At 72.3% G+C, this 5,510-nt stretch carries 5 protein-coding genes and 1 pseudogene; 2 read left to right on the plus strand and 4 right to left on the minus strand.

Annotation, left to right across the window (positions count from 1 at the left end; genetic code table 11):
• Both CCN42_RS41435 and CCN42_RS44590 read right to left on the minus strand, forming a co-directional pair.
• Positions 1–162, minus strand: a 162-nt coding sequence (locus CCN42_RS41435; RefSeq protein ID WP_143661963.1) for a 3-deoxy-7-phosphoheptulonate synthase, incomplete at its 3' end; no start/stop codon positions are given.
• 135 nt (positions 163–297) lie between these two features.
• On the minus strand, positions 298–1,827 hold the full coding sequence (locus CCN42_RS44590) for a hypothetical protein (protein ID WP_245877384.1): 1,530 nt from the start codon (positions 1,825–1,827) through the stop codon (positions 298–300).
• A 109-nt stretch (positions 1,828–1,936) separates the two neighbouring features.
• Here CCN42_RS44590 and CCN42_RS46170 point away from each other — a divergent pair, with 109 nt between their 5' ends.
• Both CCN42_RS46170 and CCN42_RS20305 read left to right on the plus strand, forming a co-directional pair.
• Positions 1,937–1,999 carry a trp operon leader peptide gene (locus CCN42_RS46170; RefSeq protein ID WP_152788727.1) on the plus strand — a complete coding sequence of 21 codons (63 nt, stop codon included), beginning with the start codon at positions 1,937–1,939 and terminating at the stop codon, positions 1,997–1,999.
• A gap of 108 nt (positions 2,000–2,107) precedes the next feature.
• Positions 2,108–3,988 (plus strand): anthranilate synthase family protein, encoded by a 1,881-nt coding sequence (locus CCN42_RS20305; protein WP_086737612.1) that lies wholly within the window; start codon positions 2,108–2,110, stop codon positions 3,986–3,988.
• Here CCN42_RS20305 and CCN42_RS20310 read toward each other — a convergent pair.
• Together CCN42_RS20310 and CCN42_RS42615 are read right to left on the minus strand one after the other, a co-directional pair.
• Positions 3,940–4,935: a 2-hydroxyacid dehydrogenase gene (locus CCN42_RS20310; RefSeq protein WP_086737614.1), complete on the minus strand. Its 996-nt coding sequence runs from the start codon at positions 4,933–4,935 to the stop codon at positions 3,940–3,942. The two genes, CCN42_RS20305 and CCN42_RS20310, sit on opposite strands and share 49 nt — an antisense overlap.
• Before the next feature lie 58 nt (positions 4,936–4,993).
• Positions 4,994–5,510, minus strand: a pseudogene (locus CCN42_RS42615) (hypothetical protein); the annotation flags it as partial.

A 5,510-nucleotide genomic window follows, 5' to 3' on the forward strand; every position in this document is an offset into this window, starting at 1 on the left:
CAGCTGGTCGCACTCGCCCGCGAAGACGAGCGGCGGATACGACTCGAGGTCCGCGATCACCTTGCGCAGAGCCTCGGGGTCGGGGTACTCGGGCTGCTGCGCCGCGGGCAGGTCTCGCCAGGTGTTGCCAGCGCTCGCGCTGGTCTTAGCGTTCACGGTCACGACCTCAACATTACGGGGTGACGTCCGGGCTTCCGGACCGCGCCCAGCAAGTGAGACGCACCCGACGGTCCCCGGACACCGGCCGGGGACCGCGACCGCCGGCCGGGCCGGGCCGCGGCCCCCGGCCGGCCGCGGTCAGTGCAGGTTCTGCACCGCGGCGTCGCCGAAGCCGACGGCGAAGACCGTGCGCAGCGACAGGGAGGTCTCGCTGTCGTGGTTCAGGCAGGCGTCACCGTCCCCCTTGGCCGGGTCGACGGCGGTGAAGTCCTCGGGGTAGGAGCTTTTGAGCGCGTTGCTCGGGCAGATGTGCTCGGTCAGGCCCCACAGCTCCTCGACCGGGGCCGTGCCGAGCCTGGGCCAGTGGCTGAGGGCCTGCGGGGTGCCCACCGCCCAGTTGCCGGTGGACAGGTCGTTGCTGGTGCACGCCGTCGGGGGCCGGGTGTCACCGACCCAGGTGTGCGAGAACACGGCCGGCTTGGTGCCGCAGCCCTTGTGGAAGTCGAAGTGCAGCAGACCCTGGACGTCGGTCCAGGTCATGCCGCCCTGGAGGCCGCGGTAGCGGGTCGCGGCGTAGGCGTCCTGGATGACCGTCTTCCCGCCGGACATGTTCAGCAGCCCCGGATAGGTCGCGGAGCCGGCCGGGTTCAGCTGGTACCGCACCACCCGTCCGCCGTTGGCCTCGCCGAACCACTCACCCGTGACCAGCTTGAACGGGCCGCCGCCGGTCTTGTCCAGCGAGAGCCACGAGTAGCACAGGGAGTCCGGGTCGGGGACGCCCGCGACGGCGTCCGCGCTGCACCCGCCCGAGGGCGGCGGCGAGGCCTGCTTGTAGTAGTGGACCTGGGGCAGCACGTAGGGGAGGCCGCAGGCGCTGGACCTGCCGCCGCTGATGCCGTACGTGCTGACACCGGAGCCGTAGGTGTCGACCTTGGCGAGCTTGTTGATGTCGAAGACGCGGATGCCGCCCGCGGTGTCGGTGACGTAGAGGTAGTTGGCGTACCAGACGATCCCGCCGCCGTGACCGGTGACGAACGTGAAGTTCGAGGCGGTGGACGACGTGCTGGTGGGCTGCACGAGCAGCACGTGGCGGTACTTGGCGGTGTCCCGGTCGATGAAGCTGACCTTGAGCAGGTTGTCCGTGCGGCAGCCGTCCTGGTCCGCCGCCGCGTCCCGCGCGTACGTCTTGTAGTGCCAGGCGACCGCCAGGGCGCGCTTGTCCTGGATGGCGCCGTCACCCCCGTCGGCCGTGCCGGTGCTGCTCAGGCCCTGCGGCCACCAGCGCCCGGTGTCGTCGTCACTGTGGGCCGACGACCAGCACCAGGAGACCGCCCTGTGCACCGGGGGCAGCGCCTTGGTCTCGTCGCCGGCGCAGGCCCGCATGGAGCGAAGGTTCATCCAGGGGTCGGCCGCCCCGGAGGAGTTCGTCGTGTAGTCGGTGGTGAGCACCTCGGGGAGGTCGGCATGGCGGGTGAGGTGGTTGTCGTACAGGTTGTTCGTGGCCGCCACGTAGCTCGTGTCGGTCATCCTGAACTGGTCGCCGCTGAGCGTCAGCCTGGTCATCGTCGGCGTGTCGGCGGCCGTGGCGGACGGTGCCGTGAGGCTGGAGAACGAAGCGGCCGCGGCCGCGACGAGGGCCAGCGGCCTGAGTCTGCGTGTGAGTGACACACCCACCCCTTCGGGACTGGTCTGGAACATGCCAAAGCAGCGATCATAGGCCGGACCGAATGCCGCGACTCGCGTGATCCGGCGCGGCGGTTGGGGTAGGGTGCGGCGCATGTTCGCGCACTCGACCCAGAACCAGAACTGGTGGTGGACCGCTCACCCGGCGGCCCACTGACTGCGCGTACGCAAGACTTCGCGAAGGCCGCCCGAGGGGCGGCCTTCGGTGTTCGTGAACCCGGGTCGTTCCTCCTCGCAAGACTCACCGAGAAGGAAGACACGGACCATGCATCTGCCCGACCTGCTCCACGACCCCCGCCCCTTCGCCCTGCTCCGCCGCCGCACGCCCGGGCTCGACCACGACACGGTCGAGCTGCTGCTCGGCCCGGTGACGGAGTGCGACCGGCTCGCCGACCTGCCCGACGAGGGCCTGGCCCTGGTGCCGTTCCGGCAGATCCGCGAGCGCGGCTTCGACGTCCGCGACGACGGCACCCCGCTGCTGGTGCTCACCCCCGAGGAGTCCCACCGCATCCCCCTCGCCGAGGCCCTGGACCGGCTGCCGACGCACGAGGTGCGGGTGAAGGGCGGCGGCTTCGACGTCGCCGACGAGGAGTACGCCGGGATCGTCGGACGGGTGCTGGAGGAGGAGATCGGGCGCGGCGAGGGCGCGAACTTCGTGATCCGGCGGACCTACGAGGGGGAGATCCCGGGATTCGGCCGTGCCGACGCGCTGGCGCTGTTCCGGCGGCTGCTGGCCGGCGAGCGCGGCGCGTACTGGACGTTCGTGGTGCACACCGGGGACCGGACGCTGGTCGGGGCCAGCCCCGAGGTGCATGTGCGGATGAGCGGCGGCACGGTCGTCATGAACCCGATCAGCGGTACGTACCGCTACCCCGCCGACGGACCCACCCCCGAGCACCTGCTCTCCTTCCTCGCCGACGGCAAGGAGATCGAGGAGCTGTCGATGGTCGTCGACGAGGAGCTGAAGATGATGTGCACCGTCGGCGACATGGGCGGGGTGGTCGTCGGGCCCCGGCTGAAGGAGATGGCGCACCTCGCGCACACCGAGTACGAACTGCGCGGGCGGTCCTCGCTGGACGCGCGGGAGGTCCTGAAGGAGACCATGTTCGCGGCGACCGTCACCGGCTCGCCCGTGCAGAACGCGTGCCGGGTCATCGAGCGGCACGAGACCGGAGGGCGCGGCTACTACGCGGGCGCGCTGGCCCTGCTCGGCCGGGACTCCGGCGGGGCGCAGACGCTGGACTCCCCCATCCTGATCCGTACGGCGGACATCGACGCCGCCGGACGGCTGCGGGTGCCGGTCGGCGCGACCCTGGTACGCGGCTCGGACCCGGCCGGCGAGGTCGCGGAGACGCATGCCAAGGCGGCGGGGGTGCTGGCCGCGCTCGGGGTGCGCCCGTCCCGGCCGCGCGAGGAGGCCGTACGGCCGGGGCTGGCCGACGATCCGCGGGTGCGGGCCGTCCTGGACGGGCGGCGGGCCTCGCTGGCGCCGTTCTGGCTGCGGATGCAGGAGCCGTCCGCGGAGCTGGACGGGCACGCGCTGGTCGTCGACGGGGAGGACACCTTCACCGCGATGCTGGCGCACGTGCTGCGGGCCGGCGGGCTCGACGTGACCGTGCGGCGCTACGACGAGCCGGGGCTGCGGGAGACGGTGCTCGCACACGAGGGGCCGCTGGTGCTGGGGCCCGGACCGGGGGATCCGGCGGACGCCGACGACCCGAAGATGCGGTTTCTGCGGGGGCTCACCGCCGAGGTCCTGCGAACCCACCGGCACGGGGTGCTCGGCGTCTGTCTCGGGCACGAGCTGATCGCGGCCGAGCTGGGGCTGGAGATCGTCCGCAAGGAGGTGCCCCACCAGGGGGCGCAGACGGAGATCGACCTGTTCGGGCGGCCGGAGACCGTCGGCTTCTACAACAGCTTCACGGCCCGCTGCGACGACGCCGCGGCGGCGGAGCTGGCGGCGCACGGCGTGGAGGTGAGCCGGGCCGCCAACGGGGAGGTGCACGCGCTGCGCGGCCCCGGCTTCGCGGGGGTGCAGTTCCATCCGGAGTCGGTGCTGACGCTGAACGGCGCGGCGGTGGTCCGGGAGCTGGTCGGTCAGCTGCGGGGCACCAGCACGTTCTCCGAGCGGCGGCCCGCCCGGTAGTCCAGCACGTTGCGCAGGGTCGTCTCGACGATCTGGCCGACGGCCTCCCGCGTGTAGTACGCCTGGTGTGAGGTGACCAGGACGTTCGGGAAGGTGACGAGGCGGGCCAGGGTGTCGTCCGAGACGGCCTCCAGGGACTTGTCGAGGAAGAACAGGCCCGCCTCCGCCTCGTAGACGTCGAGGCCGACGCCGGTGAAGCGGCCCTCGCGCAGTTCGGCGACGAGGGCCGCGGTGTCGATCAGGCCGCCGCGGCTGGAGTTCACCAGGATCGCGTCGTCCTTCATGGACTTCAGCGCGTCCGCGTCGATCAGGTGCCGGGTCTGCGGCATCAGCGGCACATGCAGGGTGACCAGGTCCGACTCGGCGAGCAGCTGTTCCTTGGGGACGTACGTCATGCCGAGCTGCACGCAGGCCGGGTTCTCGGCGATGTCCCAGCCGAGCAGCCGCATGCCGAAGCCGTGCGCGATCCGGGCGAAGGCCTCGCCGATCTTGCCGGTGCCGAGGACGCCGGCGGTGCGGCCGTGCATGTCGCGGCCCATCAGTCCGTCGAGGCGGAAGTCGAAGTCGCGGGTGCGGGTGGAGGCGCGGACGACACGGCGGTTGACCGCCATGGCGAGGGCCCAGGCGAACTCGGCGACCGCGTACGGCGAGTAGTACGAGACGCGGGCGATGGTCATGCCGAGGCGCTCGGCGGTCCGGAGGTCGATGTTGTTGAAGCCGGTGGAGCGCTGGGCGATCATCCGGGTGCCGCCGGCCGCGAGGATCTCCAGGACCCGTCCGGCGAGGTCGGCGTTGACGCTGGTGGAGACGATCTCGTAGCCCGCGGCGATCGGGGCGGTGTCCTCGTTGAGGAAGACGTCCAGGCAGCGGGCCTCGTGGCGGCCCTCGAACACCTCTTCGATCAGGGGCTTCTCGTCGGCCTGCACGCCGAACACCAGGATCTCCACGGGGTCCCTCCGCAGGGTTTGACCGCTGTTGTCATAATTCCGGTGAATATAGTTCCCTTCAGATGCCTCTGCGCAGGCGTTCGGTGAGGGCCCGGCCCTGCTGGGGGGACGGGCGGGGCTCCGCGAGGCGGGTCAGCAGGCGGTCCAGGTGCAGGTCCACGGCGGACTCGACCAGCTCCGCGTAGACCTCGGCGGCGAGGCGGGCCCGGTGCCGGGCGACGACGGCCGCCACCAGGGCGATCAGCGCGGCCGGCCACCACAGGACGGCCAGCGGCAGGTACAGCACCGCCCAGCCGCCGAGCGCGAACGCCGTGTCGAGGCGGGCGCGGGTCTCGGTGAGGGTGTCGCGGGTGGCGGCGGGCAGCAGCAGCCACAGCCGGGGCCAGACGGTGGCCAGGTCGATGCCGTACTCCTGGCGGAGCCGTACGGCGGGGGCGTGCAGCCGGTCGCCGAGCCAGGTCGGGTGCCGCGGCGGAACGAGCGCGAGCGCGTTGCGGCGGGCGGCGTCCTCGGCGCGGCCGTCGGCCCGGTAGGCGGCGTCCGCCGCGTCCCAGGCGGCGGCCCGGCGGGCGGTG

Source organism: Streptomyces glaucescens (assembly GCF_002154375.1).
Taxonomy (GTDB): domain Bacteria; phylum Actinomycetota; class Actinomycetes; order Streptomycetales; family Streptomycetaceae; genus Streptomyces; species Streptomyces glaucescens.